The sequence below is a fragment of the Streptomyces diversicolor genome, from assembly GCF_057537855.1.
On record NZ_BAAJXA010000018.1, the window covers coordinates 154,646 to 177,039 of the forward strand.

General features: G+C 69.8%; 16 protein-coding genes and 1 pseudogene. 12 read left to right on the forward strand and 5 right to left on the reverse strand.

Features of this window, described 5'->3' with window-relative positions; translation table 11 throughout:
• The first annotated feature begins 177 nt into the window (after window positions 1-177).
• From AC27LF_RS22675 to AC27LF_RS22685, 3 genes are all read left to right on the forward strand, one after another.
• Complete coding sequence (locus AC27LF_RS22675; protein WP_479662943.1) at window positions 178-1,206, forward strand: LacI family DNA-binding transcriptional regulator; 1,029 nt, start codon at window positions 178-180, stop codon at window positions 1,204-1,206.
• Window positions 1,207-1,706: 500 nt separating this feature from the next.
• Window positions 1,707-3,773: a beta-galactosidase gene (locus AC27LF_RS22680; protein ID WP_479662944.1), complete on the forward strand. Its 2,067-nt coding sequence runs from the start codon at window positions 1,707-1,709 to the stop codon at window positions 3,771-3,773.
• Between the two features lie 59 nt (window positions 3,774-3,832).
• A complete protein-coding gene (locus AC27LF_RS22685; RefSeq protein WP_479662945.1) occupies window positions 3,833-5,593 on the forward strand; it encodes a family 43 glycosylhydrolase in 1,761 nt (586 codons plus the stop codon).
• Between the two features lie 113 nt (window positions 5,594-5,706).
• On the opposite strand, the gene AC27LF_RS22690 is transcribed toward AC27LF_RS22685, so the two are convergent.
• Window positions 5,707-5,871: a hypothetical protein gene (locus AC27LF_RS22690; RefSeq protein ID WP_479662946.1), complete on the reverse strand. Its 165-nt coding sequence runs from the start codon at window positions 5,869-5,871 to the stop codon at window positions 5,707-5,709.
• 962 nt (window positions 5,872-6,833) lie between these two features.
• Here AC27LF_RS22690 and AC27LF_RS22695 point away from each other — a divergent pair.
• Genes AC27LF_RS22695 through AC27LF_RS22705 form a run of 3 tightly spaced genes read left to right on the forward strand, consistent with a single transcriptional unit; the run spans window position 6,834 to window position 12,384 of the window.
• The gene (locus tag AC27LF_RS22695; RefSeq protein WP_479662947.1) at window positions 6,834-11,051 is read left to right on the forward strand and encodes a hypothetical protein; all 4,218 of its coding nucleotides are present in this window, start codon (window positions 6,834-6,836) and stop codon (window positions 11,049-11,051) included.
• Window positions 11,048-11,962, forward strand: a complete 915-nt coding sequence (locus AC27LF_RS22700; protein ID WP_479662948.1) for a hypothetical protein — start codon at window positions 11,048-11,050, stop codon at window positions 11,960-11,962. The genes AC27LF_RS22695 and AC27LF_RS22700 overlap by 4 nt, the downstream gene beginning before the upstream one ends.
• Window positions 11,959-12,384, forward strand: coding sequence for a hypothetical protein (locus AC27LF_RS22705; RefSeq protein WP_479662949.1), 426 nt, complete (start codon window positions 11,959-11,961; stop codon window positions 12,382-12,384). The genes AC27LF_RS22700 and AC27LF_RS22705 overlap by 4 nt, the downstream gene beginning before the upstream one ends.
• A 345-nt stretch (window positions 12,385-12,729) precedes the next feature.
• Here AC27LF_RS22705 and AC27LF_RS22710 read toward each other — a convergent pair whose 3' ends face one another.
• On the reverse strand, window positions 12,730-13,809 hold the full coding sequence (locus AC27LF_RS22710) for a protein kinase family protein (RefSeq protein WP_479662969.1): 1,080 nt from the start codon (window positions 13,807-13,809) through the stop codon (window positions 12,730-12,732).
• Window positions 13,810-14,541: 732 nt separating this feature from the next.
• Here AC27LF_RS22710 and AC27LF_RS22715 point away from each other — a divergent pair.
• Window positions 14,542-15,099 (forward strand): hypothetical protein, encoded by a 558-nt coding sequence (locus AC27LF_RS22715; RefSeq protein WP_479662950.1) that lies wholly within the window; start codon window positions 14,542-14,544, stop codon window positions 15,097-15,099.
• Window positions 15,100-15,105: 6 nt separating this feature from the next.
• Here AC27LF_RS22715 and AC27LF_RS22720 read toward each other — a convergent pair.
• From AC27LF_RS22720 to AC27LF_RS22730, 3 genes and pseudogenes are all read right to left on the reverse strand, one after another.
• A pseudogene (locus tag AC27LF_RS22720) lies at window positions 15,106-15,400 on the reverse strand (site-specific integrase); the annotation flags it as partial.
• Window positions 15,349-15,489, reverse strand: a complete 141-nt coding sequence (locus AC27LF_RS22725; protein WP_479662971.1) for a hypothetical protein — start codon at window positions 15,487-15,489, stop codon at window positions 15,349-15,351. The gene AC27LF_RS22725 and the pseudogene AC27LF_RS22720, both read right to left, overlap by 52 nt.
• Before the next feature lie 325 nt (window positions 15,490-15,814).
• Window positions 15,815-16,720, reverse strand: coding sequence for a MurR/RpiR family transcriptional regulator (locus tag AC27LF_RS22730; protein WP_479662951.1), 906 nt, complete (start codon window positions 16,718-16,720; stop codon window positions 15,815-15,817).
• 740 nt (window positions 16,721-17,460) lie between these two features.
• On the opposite strand from AC27LF_RS22730, the gene AC27LF_RS22735 reads away from it, so the two are divergent.
• The 5 genes from AC27LF_RS22735 to AC27LF_RS22755 all read left to right on the forward strand — a co-directional run bounded on the left by AC27LF_RS22735 (window position 17,461) and on the right by AC27LF_RS22755 (window position 22,348).
• Window positions 17,461-18,543, forward strand: coding sequence for an aminotransferase class V-fold PLP-dependent enzyme (locus AC27LF_RS22735; protein WP_487231274.1), 1,083 nt, complete (start codon window positions 17,461-17,463; stop codon window positions 18,541-18,543).
• The gene (locus tag AC27LF_RS22740; RefSeq protein WP_479662953.1) at window positions 18,540-19,265 is read left to right on the forward strand and encodes a phosphonatase-like hydrolase; all 726 of its coding nucleotides are present in this window, start codon (window positions 18,540-18,542) and stop codon (window positions 19,263-19,265) included. Before AC27LF_RS22735 ends, AC27LF_RS22740 begins: the two co-directional genes overlap by 4 nt.
• Window positions 19,266-19,461: 196 nt before the next feature.
• Window positions 19,462-20,568: an ABC transporter ATP-binding protein gene (locus AC27LF_RS22745; protein WP_479662954.1), complete on the forward strand. Its 1,107-nt coding sequence runs from the start codon at window positions 19,462-19,464 to the stop codon at window positions 20,566-20,568.
• 5 nt (window positions 20,569-20,573) lie between these two features.
• The gene (locus AC27LF_RS22750) at window positions 20,574-21,512 is read left to right on the forward strand and encodes a carbohydrate ABC transporter permease (RefSeq protein WP_479662955.1); all 939 of its coding nucleotides are present in this window, start codon (window positions 20,574-20,576) and stop codon (window positions 21,510-21,512) included.
• On the forward strand, window positions 21,509-22,348 hold the full coding sequence (locus AC27LF_RS22755; RefSeq protein WP_479662956.1) for a carbohydrate ABC transporter permease: 840 nt from the start codon (window positions 21,509-21,511) through the stop codon (window positions 22,346-22,348). Before AC27LF_RS22750 ends, AC27LF_RS22755 begins: the two co-directional genes overlap by 4 nt.
• Window positions 22,349-22,394: the final 46 nt, after the last annotated feature.

Here is a 22,394-nt window from a genome sequence, read left to right on the forward strand (position 1 = left end):
CCAATCGCGCTGGCGGTGAACGCCAGGCTCACGACACACCTTCGTCAATCCTTACGGCACGGCGAATTTCCCAGCGTCCAGCCAGTCTTGACTCAGAGGTGTTTCGAAAAAAATTTCGGTGCTACGGTGCTACGCAGCGCGGGCCACTGACCCGCCTCCTTGCCCCCTGGGAGAGCCATGGCATCCGAGCCTCAACGCGTCACCCTCGCGAAGGTCGCCGAGTCCGCCGGCGTCTCCGTGGCCACCGTCTCCAAGGTCATCAACGGCCGCCCGGACGTGGCCCAGCAGACGCGCGACAAGGTCATGGACCTCCTGCGCCGCTACAACTACGGCGGGAACCGGGACGATCTGCGCTCGCACCCCACCGTGGAGCTGCTCTTCGGTTTCGACCGGCTGAGCATCTACCACACCGAGATCATTCAGAGCGTGGTGGACGCCGGGACCGACGAGGGCATCGCCGTCGTGGTGAGCAGGCGCGGAAACCAGGACCCGACGGCCGATCCCGTGCCCTGGGCCCGCGGTCTGGCCGCCGCCGGACGGCGTGCCGTCATCGCGGTCACGGCGAACACCTTGTCGGCGCCGGTCCGCGACGCCCTGCGCAGCTACCGGATACCGCTGGTGCTGCTCGACCCGGAATCACTGCCCGACGACTCGATCGTCAGTGTCGGTGCGACCAACTTCTCCGGCGGCCACGCCGCGGCCACCCATCTGCTCCGCCTCGGCCACCGCCGGATCGCCTACCTCGGCGGAACGGAGCACGCCGGCTCCAACCAGGCTCGATTGCACGGCTTTCGCAGCGCGATGGAGGCGGCCGGCGCACCAGTGCTACCCGAACTGATCCGCCACGCCGGTACGTTCCACGCCGCCGAGGGCACCGAGCACGGAACGCGACTGCTGGCCGTGGACCCCGTACCCACCGCGGTGTTCGCCTCATCCGACGAACTGGCCGCCGGGGTCATCGAGGCCGCCCGGCGACGTGGCCTGCGCGTACCGGAGGATCTCAGCGTCGTCGGCTTCGACAACACCCGGCTGGCCGAGGTGACTTCCCCGCCGCTGACCACCATCCACGGGCCGGTCCAGGAGATGGCGGCCGTGGCCCTGCGCACCGCGCTGCGACTGGCCGCCGACGAGAAGATCGACTCCCACCACGTCGAGCTGGCAACGCAGTTGGTCGTACGGGAGTCAACCCAGCCGCCGCGCGACTGATCCGGGAGCCCGCCCTTGGACGCGCCGTCACCGGCTGCCGGGGGTCTCCGCCCTGGTCCCACCCCGTCGAGGAAGACCCCATCGCCTTGCCCTGAGCCTGTTCCGCGCCGCCTCCTGAGGCTGGACGCCTGGCATTCACGGATCACCGCCGACGACGCGACGCCCGCAGTCCACGAAACCGACCACAGCCCCTTCCCCACGGCCGACCGTCCTCGAACGCCTCTGCTCCACCACCGCTCAATGTCCGCCACCACACCGCGAAGGATCCCCCGGCGTCGACCGCGCCACCATCCGCGCCCCGTTCCCACGGCGTGTTCCCCAGCCCTCTGCCGAATGCCTCCGGCACCGGCTGACCACCCATGACGGCACGCCGGTCCGCCCTCGCCGACTCCTTCGCACCGGACCAGTGCGTGCAACGCGACCGGCGCCCGGACCCGCTCGCGAACGGATGACGGAGCGCCCGGGCCCTCCCGGGCCGCCTCACAAACCTACGGAGAGCCATGTTCCAGCTGCCCCAGCGCGTCCTGTTCGGAACCGCGTACTACCACGAGTACCAGCCCTACGAACGCCTTGAGGACGACCTCGACCTGATGGTCGAGGCGCACTTCAATGTCATTCGCGTCGGCGAGTCGGTGTGGTCGACCTGGGAACCCGACAACGGCCGCTTCGACCTCGACTGGCTTCAGCCGGTCCTGGACGGCGCGCACCAGCGCGGCATCGCCGTGGTCCTCGGTACCCCGACCTACGCGATACCCCCCTGGCTCGCCCGTCAGTACCCGGAGATCGCCGGCGAACGCGGCACCGGGCAGCGCATCGGCTGGGGCTCCCGACAGGAGGTGGATTACACCAACCCGGCGTTCCGCTTCCACGCCGAGCGCGTCATCCGCAAGGTCGTCGCCCGGTACGTCGAGCACCCCGCCGTCATCGGGTTCCAGGTCGACAACGAACCCGGTCTGGAACTGTTCCACAACCACGGCGTCTTCCACCGCTTCGTCGACCACCTGCGCCACACCTACGGCGACGTGGACACCCTCAACCGCGAGTGGGGCCTGACCTACTGGTCGCACCGCCTGTCGACCTGGGCCGACCTGTGGACACCGGACGGCAACAGCCAGCCGCAGTACGACCTGGCCTGGCGCCGCTTCCAGGCCGCTCTCACCACCGAGTTCATCGACTGGCAGGCCGACATCGTCCGCGGGTACGCGAGCCCCGACCAGTTCGTCACCACCTGTATCGCCTACGACCGCCCCGCGGTCGAGGACGACGCGCTCACCCGCACCCTCGACGTCACCGCCGGCAACCCCTACTACCCGATGCAGGACTCCCTCGCCCTGCCGAACCCGCACCCCACGCGCCAGACCGCGGCCGCCAACGAGGGAACCTGGGCGCTCTACCGCATCGCCGACCGTATCTACGCCTCCCGACAGGAACCCTTACTGGTCACCGAGACCAACGCCCAGAGCATCGGCCCCTCGTGGCGCAACCAGTCCGCCTACGACGGGCAGTGGCGCCAGACGGCCTGGGCGCTGGTCGCGCGGGGCGCCTCGATGATCGAGTACTGGCACTGGCACACCCTGCGCTTCGGCACCGAGACCTACGTGGGCGGCATCCTCCCCCACAGCGGCCGCCCGGGCCGGATGTACCACGAACTCGCTGCCCTGGGATCCGAGTTGGAGACAGCAGGCAACCTGGTCGCCGCCCTCACTCCGGACGCGGACGTCGCCTTCCTGTACTCGCTGCCCAGCAAGTGGGCGCTGGCGGCCACGCCCGCACTGGCCACGCCGGACGGTGCGGCTGACGAGCGCTCCCACGCCACCGTCTTCGACGCCTTCTACCGCGGTGCGTTCGACGCGGGCCTCCAGGCACGCCTGGTCCACCCCGGCCAACTGGGGACGGTGGACCTGCCACCGCTCCTCGTCGCCCCGGCGTTCTATGTCGCGGACGACGCGACGCTGGACCGGCTGCTCGCCTTCGCGCAGTCCGGCGGCCACCTGGTGATCGGCCCGCGCACCGGCTATGCGGACCACGAAGCCCGGGCCCGCACCGACGTCCAGCCGGCCCGCCTCGCCGGGCCCGCCGGAGTCTCGTACGACGAATTCACCAACCTGGACACGGCGGTTGAGGTGCGGGGCAGCACCGAACTCCCGCTGCCTCCCCAGGCGGGGGCCCTGTACTGGGCGGATTTCCTCGTCCCGGACGGCGCCGACGTACTCGCCACCTACAACGATCCGCACCTCGGCCGCTGGCCCGCGGCCACGACCCGCCCGTACGGCGCCGGCCGCATCACCTACGTCGGCACGGTGCCCGACCCGGCCTTCGGCGAGGCACTCTTCAACTGGGTTGCTCCCGAGGGTGCTTGGGGCCGCCCGCATCCGAGTGTCACGGCGACGTCGGCCGGCGCCCGTGACGGCCGCCGCGTCCGCTTCCTGCACAACTGGTCATGGAACTCGGTGTCCGTCACGCTGCCCGTCGCCGCGGACGACGTCCTCACCCCCACCGCGTACCAGGCGGGCGAGTCGGTCGAACTCGGCCCCTGGGACGTGAAGGTGCTCACAGAACGCGGCTGACCCGGCCTCCGCTTCACCTCACCCACCATCCGATGTCACACACGGCAGGAGACGCATCGATGCACTCTGCCCAACGCGTGCTCTGCAATCCCCTCGACCTCCCGTACCGCTACCAGGACATCCGTACCACCGACGGCACGAGCACCGGCGTACGTCGCTCTGTCCACCGGGAGGCGGCGGACCCTTCGGTCGTACTGTTCCGGGGCCGCTTCTACATGTTCGTCTCGATGTCGGCGGGCTTCTGGCACTCACAGGACCTGCTGCGGTGGGAGTACCGTCCGACCGCCAAGCTGCCCGTCCTCGACTACGCGCCGGACGTCCGGGAGGTCGACGGCGCGCTGTATATCAGCGCGTCGAGGAAGACCGCCAACTGCCCGTTCTTCCGCAGCGTCGACCCGCTGGCCGACGATTTCGTCGAGGTGACGCCGGGCACTTTCCCCTTCTGGGACCCGAACCTGTTCCAGGACGACGACGGCGAGGTCTACCTCTACTGGGGCTGCGACAACGAAGCGCCCCTCTACGGGGTGCGGCTGTCCGGCACCTTCGAGCGGATCGGCGAACCGGTACCCCTGTTCCTGTCCGATGTCGCGACGCACGGCTGGGAACAGGTCGGCGAGGACTACCTCACGACGCCGGCGCGCCCCGAGCAGGAGGGAGTCCTCGCCCGGCTCCAGGGCAAGCCCTACATCGAGGGCGCTTGGATGACCAAGCACGACGGAACGTACTACCTGCAGTACGCGGCGCCCGCCACGCAGCTCAACACCTACGCCGACGGCTACTACACGTCCTCGTCCCCGCTGGGCCCGTTCACGTACTCGCTCGACAGCCCCTTCTCGTCGAAGCCGGGCGGCTTCATCACAGGAGCGGGCCACGGCAGCACCTTCCAGGACCGGCACGGCAACTGGTGGCATGCGGCGACCATGCGCATCTCGGTGAACGACGACTTCGAACGGCGCGTCGGGATCTTCCCCGCGGGATTCGACGAGGACGGGGTCCTGTTCTGCAACCAGAACTACGCCGACTACCCCTTCGTTGTCCCGGACGGTCCTTTCGACCCGTGGACGCCCCCGGCTTGGATGCTGCTGTCCTACAAGGCCGAGGCCACCGCCTCGTCCTCCCTCCCCGGCCACGCCCCCGCGTCGGCGGCCGACGAGGACATCCGTACGTGGTGGGCGGCCGGCAAGCGCGAACCCGGCCAGTCCCTGACCCTCGACCTCGGCGCGACCAAGACGGTGCACGCGCTCCAGGTCAACCTGGCGGATCATCGCCTGGGCGACAGCGCCCCCGAGGTCCCCGAGGGAACGGACTGGAACCGCCGCATCTGGCGCGGTGTCTACCCCACCCATGCGCCGGCCGAGATCGCGGTGGAGGTCTCGCAGGACGCACAGCGGTGGACCGTCCTGCACGACACCCGGGGAACGAACACCGATGCCCCGCACGCGTTCATCGTGCCCGATGAACCGGTACCCGCCAGGTACGTCCGGGTCACCGGCGGCCGCATGCCCTTCGAGGGCGACTTCGCACTCAGCGGCGTACGCGTCTTCGGCACGAGTGACTGCGCGGCACCGGCGTCGATTCACGTCCGGGCCCACCGTGTCGACGGCCGCAGCACCAGGATCGAGTGGGATGCCGCCACCGGGGCGACCGGCTACACCATCCACTACGGCCGCCATCCGCGGAAGCTGTACCACAGTTGGCAGGTGTACGAGCAGACCGGTCTCGACCTGCGCTGCCTCAACTCCGGAGCCGATTACTGGGTCGCGGTGGCCGCGTTCGGCGAAGGCGGAATCACGCTCGGGGAGACCGTGCCAGTGAAGTGATCGAGGTCACCGACGGCATGCCGATCCTGATCACCGAGAACGGCATCGCCACCCACGAGAACACCCACCGCATCGCCTCCAACCGATGAGACGCTAGCCTCAAGACCGGTAACTTAGAAGTCGATGAGGTCGCGCACGGTGTGCAGGTAGAGCATCCACAGCACCGGCAGGTCGGCGAGTTGCACGGTGAGCGTGCGAACCGCCTGCTGGGTGAGGTCGTCGCAGTGGTGCACGTCGTCGATGACCACGACGAGCGGCCGTTCCCGCGTTGCCAGCATCCGCGTGGCGCTGGGCGCAGGTGGGCCGGAAGGCGTAGGCGAAGATGCGGCTGCGATCGAACGGCAGCGGTCGGCCGTCCTTGCAGAGGGCTTCCGCGTAGTCCGTAACGCCCAGGGGTTTCCCGCCCTGCTTGCGGAAGAAGCCCAGCGCCTGGTTGTGCCGTGAGGGCCATCGCGGTCCAGGAGCAGCTGGACGCCTTCGGTGTGCCTCGATGTTCCAGCGCGGCGGGATCGTCCAGCTCCATGGGCAGCGCATAGGTGAGGGCGTCCGTCGCGCGGGCGCCAGTCGACGAAGCCCCCGTCGCGCCATAGGCCGTTCGACCGGTCTCGCACCCAATTGCCGCCGTACCGCCCGGATTGCTGGCCCACGCGACCCGCGAGCCGGGACGAAACCTTCTCGCCGGAGCAGCGGCGAACGGGCAAGGAGCACCTCAATGTCTCGGGCACGGAAACCGCCCCGACCGCTGCCCAAACGGGCCATGGCGGGTGCCCGTGGTGCTGCCCCCGCGCCCGGTCCCCACAGCGCCGCCCTCGTCAGAGGCTCGATACGGACTGCGCATCACCCCGTACTCCGCTGAGGGGACCACCCCCACGTGCACGCTGACAAACGCGCACCCGAGAGCGACGAAACCGACACCCCAAAGATCCGCTCCGAAAGCGACAGCGACGGACGAAAACGACCCACTGGCCCGACAGGCGGCGGATCCAGCACGCTCGACGCCCGGTTTGTGCAACGGCTGCAGCGCGGTGCGGGCAACGCGGCCGTCGCCCGGCTCCTGGCGGCACGACGTGCCCCGGGACCGACGCTCCGTCAGGGCGAAGCAGGGGCCGCCAGGGCAGCGACGGCCCCAGCGGCCGCTCCCGGCACCCTGGAGCAGACGTCCGGCGGCCCGGTGCAGCAGGAGGGGGCCGGGACAGGGTGGGGGCGGCCGGGCTCTGGTGCCCCCGCGGTCCACAGGGCCGTGACCGTCGAAGGCCCGGACCGTCCGCGACCGTCCGCAGACGCGTCCACCGTCCCGGAACGGCTTCCCGACGGTGCCGCGACCGCGGCCGCGAGCGCCGCTCGCGCCCACCAGGGCGAACTGGCGGCGGCAAGGTCCGGGCCACGCCCGGGGGCGGCCCTGCTCAAGCAGCAGCAGACCACCGCGGCCGCCACGACCGGTACAGCCCGCGAGGCCGCAGAGGACACCGGTCCCCGGCAACCGCAGCCCGACCACCCCACCGTCGAAGAGAAAACCGCAACGAGCGCGGCCGAAGGCTCCGGGGGCCAGATCCGCGGCGAGGCGGTCGGGTTCACCGAACTGGACGTTGAGCCGCTCCTCCCGCCCCTGTGGGGTCAGTCACCCCAGCAGCACGCCGACGAGGTGCGCGTCTACCGGCAGGAGCTGGCGCAGGACCGGGGCACCGCACAGGCGAAGGTCGCGGCGTTCGCCGGGCAGCGTCGCGCCCGCTCGGCGCAGTTGGCGGCCCTTGGGCGCCGACTGGTGCAGCAGGTGGGCGGCGCGCGGGCCGCGGCGCTGGCGCGGATCGGCTCCGCGGAGGCGTCCGGCGTGGCGGCGGTGCGGTCGGCGGTCGCCGGCGCGCTGTCGGATGTCCGGGCTCAGGCTCAGGCCGCACGTGGCCAGGTGGCGGCAGCCCACGCGGCGGCGGCCGCGGCGATGGAGGAGGCGACCGCGGCGGCACGGACCGCCGTCAACAGCGGCCACCTTGCGTCCAACCAGGGCGTGACGGCACGGGTGACGTCCAGGACGGCCGTCCTGGACACCCTGTACGGCAACACGGAGACACGGATGCGGGCCGCCGCGTCGCAGGCGGGCGGCCAGGCCGTCGGCGCAGCGGCGCAACGCGCCCGGCAGTACCGCGCGCAGATGATTCACCGTGACGACAGCTGGCTCGACGGCCCACTGACCGACAACCGGTGCAAGGCCCGCGCCGACGCCGCTACGGCCGTCGGCGACGCCTACCGCGACGAGCTGCCGAAGGCGGTGGACGAGCCGGTGGCCGACCTGCGCAAGGGCCGCCCGCAGGCCAACGCGACCGTGCGTTCCATTGCCGACGACGTCCGCGGCACCCTCACCACGGTCCTGGCGCAGAGCAAGAAAGCCCTCGCCGGCGCCCACACCCAGTCGGCGCACGGAGCCCAGGACGCGATGGCGACCGCCCACCAGGCCATCGGCCAGGCTCTGGCCTCCGCCGAAGAGAGCCTCGCGCAGCTCCAGGCGTCGCAGACCGCGGCAATCAAGGCTCAGGCGGCGCGGCAGCGGCAGGCCGTGGAGCGCGGCGCGTCCGCCGCATCCGCCACGATCAGCAAGGGCGCGGCGTCCGCGCGCCGGGGCTTGGACGACGGCCTGGCAGGGTTCCTGCAAGTCCTGTCACAGGACGAGGTGCCCGACCCCCGTCAGCTCGACGAGGTCCTCACCCGCACCGGCACCCGGATGGACGGTCATGCGGACAGCGCTGCCCAGCAGTTGCAGGCGCTGACGGGACGGACCGCCACGTCGCTGGGCTCTGCTGCGGAGGGCGCAGAGCGCGCCATGTCCGCGACCGCGGGCGCCGCGGCGTCCTCCGCCCGGCGCAGCGCCGCGGCATCCGGGCAGACACTCGGCCGCACGGCCGCGCAGACCGCAAGCGGCCTGAGGGAACTCCAGCAGGGGCACGCCCGGACGGCGCAGGCCATGAGAGACGGCCACCAGGATGCCTGCGACCAGGTCCTCCAGGGCCTCGACAAGGCGTACACCGAGCTGGCCTCCCAGTTCCAGCAGGGAGCGGACGGCCAGGTACAGGCGGTGGCCGCGGCCTTGACCAAGGCCGCGACGCAGGACATCCATCCCAAGATCACCGAGGAGGCCGACAAGGCAGCCGACAAGGTCAAGCCGCGCTGGCAGTCCGTCCTGACGATCGTCATCGTCATCGTCGTCGTGATCGCGCTGTCGATCGCGCTGGGGCCGCTGGTGATCGGCGCCGTCACGGCGGGCGCGGCGGCGCTGGGCGCGGGGGCCGCGGCGAGCGCGATCGGTTTGATCGTCGGTGGCGCGATCGTGGGCGCGGCGGCGGGCGCCGTCGGACAGGTGGTCAGCAACGCGCTCAACGGGCAGCCGCTGCTGGACGGCGTCGTCAAGGCAGCCGTCTTCGGCGCGATCGGCGGGGCGATCGGCGGCGGTGCGTCGGCCGCCGCGCTGCGCTCGGGCCTGGGCACGGTCGCGCGGGTCAGCGTCGAGATGGCCGTCGAGGTGGTGACGGACGTCGGCCTGGGCGCCGCCGACGCGGCCATCAGCGGCCGGGCGTTCGGCTGGGAGGACGTGCTGCTGAGCGTCGTGACCACGGTCGCGGTCTCCGGCGTGATGGCCCACCCCCGGGTGGAGGCGATGACGGCCCGCGTCCAGGCGGGCGTCTCGGCGGGCCTGGGCAAAATCGGGATCAACGTCCCTGGCGCAGGTGCCGACGTCCCGGCACCCGACACTCCCCGCGCCCCCGACGCGGGAGGTGTCGAGGCCCCGTCGACCGGAGCGGGCAGCATCACCGGCACGGGAGCCGACGGCGGTGCGTCCGGCGCCACCCCCCAACCGGGCCGTGGCCCCGACGGCGCCATCTCCTGGAACCCGTCCGACATCGACCCGAGCGGCGGCGCCGGCAGCGCCCACAGCCCGGTGCGCCCCCGCGACCCCGGCGCCATTGCCGCGGAACTGCGCACCGCGCTCGGCCCCTTGGCGGGCCGCGTCGACATCACCGTCGACCCCGCCCTGCCCGGCCGCTCCGTGCGCGTCCACTACGACCTCGACGCAGACGGTCTGATCACCGATGTCCGCATGGTCGCGGGCGCGTCCGCCACTCCGGCGGACATCCGCCTCCACATCCCCACGGCCCGTACGATGCTCCGTTACGGCGGCCTGACCGGCCGCGTTCGCCAGGTGCTGCGCCAGGCCGCGGAGTGGATCGGCATCCACGGCGCTCCCCCGGTCGGCTCCCGCGCCTGGGAGGCGCACCTCGAACTCCAGAAGCTTCCGAAGGTCGTCGCCGACCGCGCCCGCGCCTACGCCGACGCCGACCCGGCCGCCCGCGCGGAACTGGAAGCCGAACTCGCCTCCCTCATCGACCAGGTCGAGGCCCACGCCCAGGCTCTCAAGGACTGGAACCTCGACCCCGGCCGTGGCTACGTCGCCGCGGACTTCACCGGTGCCGAACTGGCCGCCAGGATCGAGGCCGATCACCCCGGGAGACTGCCGCAACTCAAACCGCCCGAACAGTTCCGCGTCGGCCTGGACTCCGATGGGGACATCGTCAGGCTGGAACACTGGAGCAGCCGCCTGGGCACCTCGGCCGAGAAGCTGGGCGACTACCACCCCGAGACCGGCGAACGTCTCCCAGCCCCGACCAGGAAGCCGGAGCCGCGGTTCCCCGAGGGGCTCACCAAGGAGGAGGCGTTCGACCGGCTCGGTGGCAACAACCCTGGCGACGAGTTCGGGGCTTTCATTAAACTCCTGGAGGACCAGGGCCTGATCCCCGACAAGCAGACATTCATCAGCAGCATGCAGGAACCAGGTGGCCTCACCCACAGGACGGTGCGGAGCAACGCCAAGGACGGCTATATCGAGAAGTTGGCGGAGAAACTGACTCACGCCGAACTGCTGGCGGCCGGCACAACGCTCGGCAGCGGGGACCAGGGGAGCCTGGGCGAGGCATGGTACGCACATCACTACGCACAGAATGCGACACCGCAAGTGACCGTCACCCCAAGACAGGCCCAGGACTCGGGTTTCACGCTCGGCACGGAACGCAGAATAGACCTCCTCGACGGGAACACCATCCGGGAGATCAAGAACATCACCGCCAGGAACGAGAAGAAGTACAAGGAACAACTCCAGGATCTCGTGAACATGATCGGCCACGAAGTTCCCGTCGGAGACGGCTACAGGAGTGTCAACGGCGTGGTGTACAGCGTTCTGGACCCCACAGGCTTCCGGACGAATGCGGACTGGCTTCTGTCGTTCCTTGAGGTGAACCAGAGCCTCAATCTCCAACTCGAAATATTCAACGCCAGCGGGCAAAGAGTGGTGATCCATGCGGCTTCGGGGCTGGATTTCTCCCTGGGGCTGCGCTCGTTGAGCCCGGAGGGATGCGGCGGCAAGCCTCTGAGCGAATGGCTCGGTGATCAGAAGGCGCCCAAGGGAGGCGGAGGATGACGTTGAAAGATTTGGGCCTGGCGCTGGCGGGCGCCGATCCCACCGGCTTGACACGAACGCTGAGCGAGCAGTGGTTTCAGGGGGAGACGCCGCAAAGAGTGCTGGTGGACGGCCATGCGGTTCCTTCGTCAGCGGACTGGCTGGACCGGCACGCGCACGCCTCCGACTCGGTGGCCGCGTTCTACGGCCCCAGCAACAGTCGCGGCCTGGTCCTCCACATGGGCCGACTCGTCAAAGCAACCTTCGACTTCGACGGAGGGCCGGAGCAGCTTGTGGAAACGCTGAGCCGCTACCCCTTCGACATCGCCTCCTTCAGGAGCAGGCACCGGGAGTGGCAGGTCAACTGGAATTACGCGGGGCCCGGGTTCGGCGGGGTTCATTACCCGCATGGCTGGGCCTGCGCCTTCCGAGGCGAAGGGCACCGCAGACTGGTCTCCCGCCGCTGGCTGGAAACCGGACCGTGGCGCCTTCACCACGGCCCCGACGACACCACGCTGGTACAGTTCCATGACCTCGGTCTGGACGCTTCCGCCGCACTGGAAATGGCGCGGCCCGCGCATCAACGCATGGGTCATTCCGACGAGGGCGGATTCCTCCACGAGCCGTACACCTATCGCAATGAGATCAAGGGCTTCTATGACGCGGACCGGTGTGTACTGAAGGTCGTTGTTCTGGGGCGGACGGTTTCGTCTGTCGAAATGCGCGATGCCTGCGCAGCCCTCCGTGACAATGCGTTGGCCCCCGAACAGCCCGTCGAGGCCATCGCATTCGTCTTCCTCGACCCGGACGAGGCACGCGCACACCTCCCGCGGCTGTGGCCCTACGGATTGGAGTGCTGGACCATCATCGACGGGCACGAGACCCGGCTCGACACCGACGAACCGCCCGAGGCCGTAGGGGGACACACGTGACGGGCGACGGAGTGGACGACGCGGCGATGACGCGGCTGCTGGCCACACTGGCGGCGCTCGGGGGCGAGTCCGCGGAGCGGCTGCGGCAACGGGCCGCCGAGGCAGCTGCCCCAGGGCCGGACGCGCCCCCGGCCCCGGCCGTCGATGCCGCAGACGCCCTGCAAGGCGTCGGCCCGCGGGAGCGGGCTCTGCTGGGGGAAGGGTTGCGGGTGATCGCCGAGTGGGTGCGGCGGCCCGGCGAGAACACGGGCCGACAGGTCGACGCCGTCATCGCGCGCCTGCGTCGCGACCTCGGTCCTCTGATCGCCCACGACCACGACACGGGCCAGGCCGCCGAGCAGGACCGCCTGCGTGCCGATGTCCGCGCGACCATCGCCCTCCGCCTCCGCGAGGCCCGCACCGCGGACCCGTCCGCCGAGTAGGCCCCGGCCGGGGCTGGCGCAGCGGACTGCAACCGCAGGTCGTTCGACGATGAGGGCGCGCGGGCGCCAGACCGACAGGTATGGGCGAGCTTGAGGTCCTTGGGCCGTCTCGAACCGCTGCCGCCCGTCCCGGCCCTGCGAGCGGCCCACAGGCGGGCGCCGGAGAAACACTTGCGCCGCAACTGGGCCTTTACCGAGCGCCGTTCTCACCGGATGGATTGTGAACTGCATGACTGCGTCGCGTGGATGTCCGTGACATGGCGGGCACTGCAGCGAGGGTCAGCAGGTCATACTCCGATGAAGCTCACTGTTTCGCGGCCGGCGGAGCGACTGCGGCGGCCGGGGCTACCCCGATGCTGACGTGCCGGCGAGGGCCCGCCGGACCTCGCGGGCGGGAAATGGAGTGCGCTTGCTCTGCGTGAGGAGTCGGTGGTGGAAGTCGTCCAGGACGATGGAGTGCTGGGCGTGCCGGTCGATGATCGCGCTGATGTCGGGCGGAACGCCGTCGGGTCGGCGCCCCTTCACCCATTCACGCAGGAACGCCCCGTGTTCGATGCCGCCCCGGATGCCGACTGGCAGATGATGGCGAAGCAGGTGGGCAGGTGCATAGCAGCGGTCGTACACAAGATGATCGGCAAGGAAGTCGACCTCCTCCGTCGCGAGTTCGAACTCGCGGCTCAGCGCAAGCCCAAAGTCCGCGAAGTAGACCTGCCGGCCGTCGGTGAGCAGGTTGGCGAAGTGCGCGTCGAAGTGGACCAGTCCGTGCGTACTCATGAACTCCGTCCCCCGCAGCAGCTCTTCCTCGGCCCACCGATAGGGCGATGCGCCTCGTAGGTCCGTCTGGGCCGCATCACGCCTTTCGCCGAGCCAGCCGGCGAGTGTCTGAGGCACATACTCCAAGAAGAGCACCAGGCTGAAGGCCGACCGGCCGATGGCCTCCAGCCGACGGCGCACGGCCGATGACCCATCCCAATGCGCCACAGCCCCCTCAACGCCCCCGAACTCGTCGGCGAAGCCAGAAGGAGGGCAGTCAGGCAAGACCCGCCAGTGATACAGAAGAGGGAAACCCGCGTACTCGTTCTTCAGGACCCAGCCTGTGGTCATGAGGTGAGCGGCCAGTTCACGCCAGGCGCCGAACCCCGTCGACCCCACTCCGTACTGGTAGAAGAGGGGAAGCTCGAACAGGTTCGCGGTCGACCGCAGGTGCTCCGCCCGCAACTCGATGTCCGTCAACGGGACCCGCTTGATGAAGACGTGCCTCCCCTCGACTTCCATCTCCGCCGACCTACCGCCGATACCGGAGCCCAGGCCCGGCGCGGCGGCCAGGGCATCCGCAAGTTGCCGATCGCCGAACAGAGACAGCCGTGCTCCCACGGTCGCGTGAGCGGAGACTCGCGCAGCGTGTCGTGACGCGGTCTCATCCATCGGTGACTCCAGCGAAGCATCAAGACTCACACTGCTGATCATGCCAGGCGTGCGCACTCTCGCAGTGGGCGCTGGGCGCACGGCGGGAATTGACGATCCTTGCGTTAGCCGCGGTGGGGTCAGGCAACGGGAAGGCGACGGCGGGCGGCGGGCAGTCTCCGCGGCGTGATGCCGAGTTCCTCAGCGATCCTGGGACGGGCTTCCAGGACATAGAACTTGACAGTTCCAACCAGCGATGCGGATCCAGAACCATCGTCAGCCGTCCTCTGCCGCCCCACACCGACCGAGCAGCAGGGTGCCACTGCACGGTCTTCGGCGCGTCAGAACCTGGCCGCGTTCATCCGTACGTGGCTGGGGACGTTCAGGTGTACGCCGACACCTCTGAGCTGAAAGACGGCTCGCCAGCCCCTGGCGTGGCTGACAGCACGGCAGTTCACGCCCGGGGCGGTCCGGCATTTTGCTGGCTGTGCCGCTCTCCGTGGGTCTCGTTTCGACGTGAGTTCGAAAGTCACTCACTGAGCGTTCTCGTGATCAATGTCGGTGTGAATTGTTGTCACTGGGTGCTTGCCGCCGCGTAGCGGTGAGCGAGGGCGCAGCCCGCCGGAGCCGTCCGCCTGGCCATGGCCGTGGCCGCCGCCGGGTTCCCCGAGACGAACTTGCCCGCTGGAAGGTCGTCGCTCCTATGGTGAGGGTGAGGTCCGTTGCTGTCTTGCCGAGGAGGGGTGGTCAGTAATGGCGAACACGGATGACGGAACGACTCGGGTCCGTGAGGTGCGTCGCCGTCTGTCGCAGGAGGGTCCGCCGCGGACGCGAGACCACGAGGGAGACTTCGAGATCGTCACGGTGCCCGAGCAGCACTGCGATCAACTGCGCGATCTGATGGTCTCGGAGGAGGTCGAGAAGGTTGTGGAGGTCGGTCTCGCCTATGCGAGCTCAGCGCTCGCCATCGGAGAGGCGTTGGCAACCGTCGACCGTCCCCTTCCCCAGCACATCATCATCGGCCCGTTCCAAGAACGCGAGTTCTCCAACGTCGGCTGGGATCTAATGTGCTCTGCGGGGCTGGACACGATCGCCACGTTCATGGTCGCTCCTTCGTCGGTAGCGCTCCCGCAGCTGCTTGCCGAAGGCTTCGTCGCTGACGCGGCCTTCGTGGACGGCAGTCATCGGTTCCACGAAAACGAGCCGGCCCTGGTCCCGGGCATGTCCCGCAGACCGCGCGCATGGCCTACTCCGCGCCCTGAAGGCAAGGCGGGAGATGACCGCACCCTGGCCGCCCTGGCGAGTGTTTAGAAGTCAGCGCCACTCGTGCAGGTCCGAGCCCGTTCCCGGCACCCCGCCGACGGCCGCGTGCTCGTCCAGCAGGGCACGGGCCTGCCCGTAGTACAACTGGGTTAACCCGGTGTCCGGGCAGGCATCACGGGCGCTGACGACCCTGCCGGGCCCGGGCCGGCGGTGGGTGACGAACACCGGCCATGCGTACGACCTTGAGCAGCCGGGGCAGCAGCCGGGCGGTGCCGGCGTCCCGGTAGACGGGCTCCATCAGCCGCCGTCGGCACCGGGCAGCGACGCGGCGACGCCGAGCAAGGCGAGCGTGACCGCGGCGAGCAGCAGACGGCCGTGACGGAGAGGGTGCTCGGCCCGTAGCTGTCCCCGGCGGCGCAGCGAGCACGCCCCGGCCATCCGTTGCCGATGCCGGTGAAGAGGGATGGCCTGCCGGGCACGCCGACCGACAGGGTTCCTCGGGCGGCACGGAGACCCGGTACGCGGGACAGGGTATGAGCACGCCCGTGCCGCAGCCCCACAGAGCGGCAGCCGTGATGGTCAGCAACGTCTCCACCGCCCGGGCAGACCGCCGGCGCTCAGATGGCCGACAGCGGCCGCCGCGCCGAAGGGCTGGTTGCTGTGCTCCAGAGCCGGGACGCGGACCAGCGACTGGATAGAGCCGCGGCGCGGTGATGAGGCCGGGGACATACGGGCTGGACGCTGGATCGGCTCTGTCATGGCGTCAGGTGTTCTGTTGTGCGGTGACTGTGGAGATGGCGTTGAATCCGACGGCGGCGCGTGAGCCGATCTGGGTTGCGACGGCACTGTAGAGGGCGTCGAGGATGGCGAGGAGGGCCAGCTGGCTGGTCATGCCCTGGAGCCGGAAGCCTAGTTCGGGTGCCCCGGCGATGAGTGTGTGGTCGCACATGGTGGCGAGTGGGGCGTTGCTGTAGCTGGTGAGGGCGACGGTGACGGCTCCGCCTTCGCGGGCCTTCTGGGCGCCTTCCAGGGTGGGGCGCATGGCCCCGGTCCGGCTGATGGCGATGCATACGTCCTCTCGGCTGAGTTGCTGGGCCATGACGTGCTGGGACCACACGTCGTCGGGAGCGAAGGCGTGCAGGCCGATGGTGGTGAGCCGTTGCGCGGCGTCGGTTGCCGGGGTGCGCGAGGTGCCCACGGCGACGAACAGGACACGGCGGGCGCGGGCGACGGCCGTGACGACGTGTTCGAAACTTTGCTGGTCGACTGTGGCCAGTGCGTCTATGAGCGACTGGGCGCCGGCCCGCAGAACTCGTTCAAGGGTGGTTGCGGGCGGGGCGTCGTCCGGCTCGGTCGGCGGGATGGGCTGCTGGAATCCGGTGCTCTCGGTGCGGGCCAGGTCTCTGGCGAGGATGAGCTTCAGGTCGGGGAAGCCCTGGAAGCCGAGCTCGCGGCACGCGCGGACGACGGAGGAGGGCGAGGCCGCGGCGGCTTCCGCGAGTTCGGCGATGGTGGCCTGCATGACCCATTGCGGCCTGTCGAGGACGGTATCGGCGATCCGGCGCGCGACGCCCCGCAGCGCGGGGGCTGCGGATCTGATGCGGGCGAGCGTTTCGACCGGGGGCTGGGCTCCGAGGTCGCCGGGCCGGGTTTGACTGGGTGCGGTCAACGGCGGCGCGCCTGGTGCGCCCTGATGCGGATTCGTGGCGGCCTCCTTGAGTGGCATCGCATCGGCGGACACGCCTGATCTTACCGGAATCCAATGCCGAGCAAGTCGAAAGGATGAGCCAGCGGACCCGGGTCCCGGGCTGCCATGTGATGCGCTTGAGCCCGCCTTGCGGGACCCGGATCGTACAGCGCGTCTGGGGCGCGCCTGTCGGACATGGGCTTCTGCCTGCCGTGATCAGTGCGGAGGAGAGCTGGACGGGCCTGCTCACCTGTCCGCCGCCATGTCGGCGAGGCCTCGCACCGACGCTCATGACATCGAATTCCGCAACTTGCGATGAATCAAAGAATTCAATGCCGTTATTCATCTGGGGGCCACTCGGGGGCAACCTCGGCTGCCTAGCGTCCGGTTGCGGCGGCACCGCTTCGGCGCTGTTGCCACCGGTGCTCGCAGCAGGTGCGAGCTGATCAGGCAAGGAGGCCGACTCAATGACACAGCCGGATACGGCGGAGCCGGACATGGCACGTCGGCTCGACGTCGCGGCGGGGGCAGCCCCGCGAGGCGAGCGCGAGGAGCGTCCGTCCGGTTCGTCGGGCCAGCACGCGGGCGTGCCTGGTGGCGTTGAAGGGAAGCGGAACGGCGTCTCGGTGTACGAGGAGCTGGGGGTCCGGCCGGTGATCCACGCCGGAGGGACCACGACCACGTTCGGGGGGTCGAGATCGCCGGAGACGGTCTGGGCGGCCATGGCTGATGCCTCCCGGCAGTTCGTCAGCATCCTTGAACTCAACCGGGCGGTCGGCAAGTACATCGCCGGCGTCACCGGCGCCGAAGCGGGCATGGTGACCAGTGGCGCGGTGAGCGCGATCGTGCTGTCCGTCGCCGCCGCCATGACCGGGGCGGACCCGGCCAGGGTGCGGCAGCTGCCGGATACCGCCGGCCTTCGCTCGAAGGTAGTGATCCAGAAGGCGCACCGGGGCCGCTTCACCTACCTGGCCCGGTACACCGGCGTGGACTTCGTAGAGGTCGGCAACATCAACGAATGCGAACCGGAGGAGCTCGACCACGCGATCGACGAAAGGACCGCAGCTGTCCTTTACGTCCTGGGCCCGGGCCTTCGCCAGGTGGGGCCGAGCGTCGCTGAGACCGCGCGGATCGCGCACCGCCATGGTGTGCCGCTGCTGGTGGACGCGGCCGGGATGCTCCCACCGAAGGCGAACCTGACGAGGTTCATCGCCGAGGGCGCCGACCTGGTCACGTTCGGGGGCGGGAAGTTCCTCAAGGGCCCGCAGAACACCGGGCTGCTGTGCGGCCGCGCCGACCTCATCGAGGCGGCACTGGCGCATTCCGGCCCGAACTTCGCGATCGGCCGCCCGCACAAGGTCTCCCGCGAGGCCATCGTCGGCCTGTATGAAGCGCTCAAACGCTACCTAGCCAGCGACGAAGAGCAGGTCCGCGCGGGCCTGCGCGCCCAGGCGGCGCTGGTGGCAGCCCGGGTGGGCTCCGTCCCGGGAGCCGAAGTGACCGTCAAAGAGGACGACTTCGAGTTCTTCGTCCCGACCGTGGTGATCACGCTCTCACCAGAGCGCCCCGGCCGGGACGTGCGGGAGATCGCCGGGCGCCTGCTGGACGGCGAACCCCGGGTGTTCCTCTACCACGACCGTCAGCTCCGCCGCCTGCTGGTCAATCCCACCGCACTGCAGCCGGGCGAGGCCGAGATCGTGGGCGAGCGTATCCGCGCCGAGCTGCTCGCGGCGCATCAGCAGGCGCCCGCCCGGCCGCCCGTCATGTCCGTCCCGGCCTCGCCGTCCGACCAGGAGTCCCGATGACACCCCTGCACACCGCGGCCGACGCAGCGATCGAACTGGCCGTCCTCGACATCGCCGGGACAACCCTCGACGAGGGCGGCACGGTCTACCGGATACTCGCGGAGGCCGTCACAGCCGCGGGCGCCACTCCCACTCCAGCTGACATCTGCCGCTGGACGGGCACCGACAAACGCGAAGCCGTCCGTGGGCTGCTGTCGGCCCATGGTTCCGCACCCGACGACGCCGAATGGGCACGTGTCTACGCCGATTTCCGGCAACGTCTCGACGCCGCCTACCGGGCCAACCCGCCACGGCCGCTGGCCGGAGCGGAGGACGCACTCCGCGAGCTGCGCGGGCGCGGGGTCAAGGTCGCCCTCAGCACCGGCTTCGACAGCGAGGTGACCGACGCGATCCTCGGCCCGCTGGGGTGGCGGGGCACCCTGGTCGACGCGGTGGTCAGCGCCGACCAGGTGGCACGCGGCCGGCCGGCCCCGTACATGATCTTCCGGGCGATGGAGCTGACCGGCGTGCTCGACGTGGGCCGGGTACTCGTCGCCGGAGACGCCGTCGCCGACCTGCTGTCCGGCACGAACGCCGGCGCCGCCGTGGTGGCAGGCGTCCTCAGCGGAGCCGGGCACAGCGCGGCGCTCGGCCGGATCCGCCACACTCACCTGCTCGCGAGCATCGCTGACCTTCCCGCGCTGCTGGATGCCGCGCCGCAGAGCGCGGAAGTGATCGCATGACCGGGACCACTGCCCTCGGCCCGCCGTCCGCCCGGTCAGTCGGCAGCCACTCCAAGTCCGGCCGGCCGGTGGGAACCAACCATGCGCTGCGCGACGTCGTTGGAGGCTGTCCGCGATGACTACCGCTGTACGCGCCCCTCTGCTTCACCCCGGTTCCGAACCATCCTCCGAATCGCCGGCCTTCGAGTGCCGTGCGGTGTCCAAGGAGTATCAGGGCGGCACCCTGGCCCTTCGCGACGTCACCGTGCGTGGGGAGGCGGGGCAGATCGTCGTCTTGGTGGGGCCGTCTGGCTGCGGCAAGACCACGTTGCTCAGGTGTCTAGCCGGTCTGGAGTCCATCAGCACCGGCGAAATCCACCTCCAGGGCCGCGATGCCGCCGACGTGCCACCGCACCGCCGCGGCGTGGCGATGGTGTTCCAGAACTACGCTCTGTATCCGAACAAGACCGTCGCGCACAACATCGCCTTCCCGCTCCGGATGGGTCGGGTACCGCGAGCCGAGCGGGAGGCGCGGACCCGCGAGATCGCCGACGTTCTCCAGATCGGCCACCTCCTCGATCGCCGGCCGCGCCAGCTGTCCGGCGGGCAGAAACAGCGAGTCGGCATCGGCCGTGCGTTGGTCCGGCGGCCGACGATCGTTGCGATGGACGAGCCGCTGTCCAACCTCGATGCGCAACTACGGGTGGACATGCGCGTCGAGATTCGGGCTTTGCAGCGGCGCCTGGGCATGACCGTCGTGTATGTCACGCACGATCAGGCCGAGGCGCTGAGCCTGGCGGACCGCATCGTGGTGATGAACGGCGGCGCCGTCGAGCAGGTCGGATCGCCGGAAGAGGCGTTCAACACCCCGGCCACGCCCTTCGTGGCCGGCTTCCTCGGCATGATGAACCTCCTGCCCGGCACGGCGGAGGCCGGCCGGCTTCGTCTGGACGGCGCGGCGGGTGAGTCGATCCCACTGCCGCACAGCGTGACCAGGATGGGGGATCGGCATCGGATCGCGACGCTCGGTGTGCGCCCCGAGCAGCTGGTGGTGGGTGATCCGCCGCAGGGCCGGTGGTCGGTCTCGGGCACGATCGTCTCCAGCGAACTGCTCGGAACCGAACGTCTCGTCGTGGTGCGAGCGGGAGGAGCGGGGGAACAGACCCTGCGGGTGCGGGTCGCGGCCGATCAGCCGCTGTCGTCGGATCTGCGGGTGTGGGCGGCCGACGAGCACCTCCACCTGTTCGGCGCGGACGGAACACGGCTGGATGGCCACGACAGGGCGACCCCACTGGTTTCTGCGAAAGTCGACGGCCTGCGATGACGTACGTGGAAGAGCGACCGCCCAGCCTCGATTCCTCCAGGTCACAGGTGAAGCACCGGCCGCGGATGCGTCCGGCCGACGGCGTGATCGGTTGGTTGTTGTGCCTTCCCGCCACGGTGCTCCTCGGTGTGTTTGTGATCCTGCCGCTGGGGGCGGTCAGCGTCCTCGCCTTCTTCAGTTGGGATCCGCTCAGCCAGACGGGTCACGCGGTCGGCTTCGCGAACTTCTCCAAGATCCTGACCAGCTCTGAACTGCGGTCCGCCGCGCTCCGCACACTCGCATACACCGCGTTGACGGTGCCGGCCACGGTGGCACTGGGCCTGGCCGTCGCCGTGGGAATCAGTCATGTTCGGCGCGGTGCGATGCTGTGGCGCACCGTCTTCTTCCTACCGGTGGCATCCACCTTGGCCGCGACATCGGTCGCCTGGCGCTTCATGTTCTACCCGCACACCGGGATCATCGATCAGACGGTGGGCAGGGTCATCCCGATCAGCGGCTGGCTGCAGTCGACGGACCTGTCCATCGTCGCGGTGTCGCTCGTCGGAATCTGGCAGGCACTCGGCACGACTGTCGTCATCTTCCTCGCCGGGCTGTCGGGAGTCCCCCGGCACCTGCACGATGCCGCCGCCCTCGATGGAGCGACCTCGTGGCGCCGCTTCTGGCATGTCACCTGGCCCGCGCTGGGCCCCGCCACGGTCCTGGCCCTCGTCATCGACACCCGAGACTCCCTGCGCGTCTTCGACCAGGTCCAGGTGATGACGCAGGGTGGCCCGCTCGGATCGACGACCACGTTGTCCTACCTGCTGTGGCAACGGGGCAGCCACTACAACGATCTCGGTGGCGGCGCCGTCATCGACCTGGTCATCCTTCTCATCGTCATCGGCTTCGTCGGGCTCCAGCTCATCACCGTCGGGCGACGGCTCAACGACGGAGCGGCACGATGAACGCACCCCGGCCGCGACGTCTGCCGCCACTCGGGCAGATCGCGCTGCACCTTGTCCTGGCCTTGGCAGGCTTCCTGGTCCTGCTGCCGTTCCTGGTGATGCTCCGCGCCGCCTTCACACCGGACCAGTGGATCTTCCGGGGAACGCTCGGCCTGCACGGCCTGACATGGAGCCACTTCGCCCAGGCCTGGAACGGCGCGCCATGGCTGCATTACTACGGGAACAGCCTGCTCTCGGTCAGCGCCATCTACATCGGCCAGATACTCACCTGCCTGCCGGCCGGATACGCCCTGGCACGGTTGCGCTTCCGCGGCGCCGGCACTGCCACATGGGTGATCGTCGCCTGCCTGGCCATCCCGACCCAGATCGTCGCCCTGCCCGTCTTTCTGCTGCTGGCACGCATGAGCTGGCTGGACACGCTGCAGTCGTTGATCGTGCCGTTCGTCGCCTCGGCCTTCGGAATCTTCGTCTTCCGGCAGTTCATCATCACGATCCCGCAGTCGCTTTTCGATGCCGCGCGCCTCGACGGCGTCGGCCCGATCAGCGTTGTCTGGCGTGTCGTGCTGCCCAACGTCCGCCCCGCGCTGGCCGCGTTCGGCGTGCTCAGTGTGATGGGGCACTGGAACGACCTGTTCTGGCCGTCGGTCGTCCTGCGGACGGGGCGTTCGGCCACGGTGCCGTACGGCATCGTCCAATTCGCCTCGGGCGAGGGCGGCTCGAACTACGGCACCCAGATGGCTGCCGCCGCCATCGCCGCGGTCCCGCTCGTCATCGCCCTGTGCTTCGCCCAACGCCAGTTCGTCCAGGGTCTCGCTCCGTCCGCCGCGGCCGACTGACGCACCCGTATCTCGTCCTCGCACCCCTCACCGACCACCGGGAGCT